The organism is Stenotrophomonas sp. YIM B06876, assembly GCF_030711595.1.
Lineage (GTDB): Bacteria > Pseudomonadota > Gammaproteobacteria > Xanthomonadales > Xanthomonadaceae > Stenotrophomonas.
In genome coordinates, this window is the sequence record NZ_JAUJUJ010000226.1 from 1 (window position 1) to 1,273 (window position 1,273).

1 protein-coding gene is annotated in these 1,273 nt (G+C 63.3%); it reads right to left on the bottom strand.

What is annotated here, in order from left to right; all coding sequences use genetic code 11:
* Positions 1 to 216: 216 nt before the first annotated feature.
* Positions 217 to 1,273, bottom strand: a 1,057-nt coding sequence (glnA, locus tag QZH66_RS16295; protein WP_305806924.1) for a type I glutamate--ammonia ligase, incomplete at its 5' end; no start/stop codon positions are given.

The window sequence follows — 1,273 nt, forward strand, 5'->3', positions numbered from 1 at the left end:
GTAAGGCAGTCTTTTTTCATACGGTTTCCTCGCATGGTGCATGCAGGGGTTGCGCCAGAGTATCCCCTAAACGCCGGGGCACTCCAATGCGCGGGCGCAGCCCCCTGCAACTGCTGCGTAGGATGCCCGACCGCCACGCAGGTTCCCGGGCCAGCGCCCATGAAAAAAGGCGGTTCGCACCGCCTTTTGTACCGTGCGGGGCCCGCAGGCCCGGCATTACAGTGAATAGTACATGTCGTATTCGACCGGGTGCACGGCCTGGCGGAAGCGCGAGACTTCGCCCATCTTCAGCTCGATGTAGGCATCGAGCATATTGTCCGAGAACACGCCGCCCTTGGTCAGGAAGGCTCGGTCGGCATCCAGTGCGTCGAGGGCCTGGTCCAGGCTGTGGCATACGGTGGGCACCAGCTTGTCTTCTTCGGGCGGCAGATGGTAGAGGTCCTTGGCGGCGGCTTCGCCGGGGTGGATCTTGTTTTCCACGCCATCGAGGCCCGCCATCAGCAGCGCGGCAAAGCCCAGGTAGGGGTTCATCAGCGGATCGGGGAAGCGCGCTTCGACGCGGCGGCCCTTGGGGTTGGACACATAGGGAATGCGGATCGACGCCGAGCGGTTCTTGGCCGAGTAGGCCAGCTTGACCGGGGCTTCGAAGTGCGGCACCAGGCGCTTGTAGCTGTTGGTGCCGGGGTTGGTGATGGCGTTGAGCGCGCGGGCATGCTTGATGATGCCGCCGATGTAGTACAGCGCGTAGTCCGAGAGGCCGGCATAGCCGTCGCCGGCAAACAGGTTCTTGCCGTCCTTCCAGACCGACTGGTGCACGTGCATGCCCGAGCCGTTATCGCCAGCATAGGGCTTGGGCATAAAGGTGGCGGTCTTGCCGTAGGCGTTGGCCACGTTGTGGATCACGTACTTTTGCAGCATGGTCCAGTCGGCGCGCTGCACCAGGGTGCTGAAACGCGTGCCAATTTCGTTCTGGCCGGCGCCCGCCACTTCGTGGTGGAACACTTCGACCGGAATACCCAGGGATTCGAGGATCAGCGCCATCTCGGCGCGCAGGTTGTGCGTGCTGTCGACCGGGGGCACGGGAAAGTAGCCGCCCTTGACCGTGGGACGGTGGCCGCGATTGCCGCCTTCGAGGTTTTTGCCCGAGTTCCAGGGCGCTTCGTATTCTTCGATCTCGTACATCACCTTGCCGGGCTCGTTGCTCCAGCGCACGCCATCGAAGATGAAGAATTCAGGCTCGGGCCCGAAAAAGGCCGTGTCGCCCAGGCCCGAG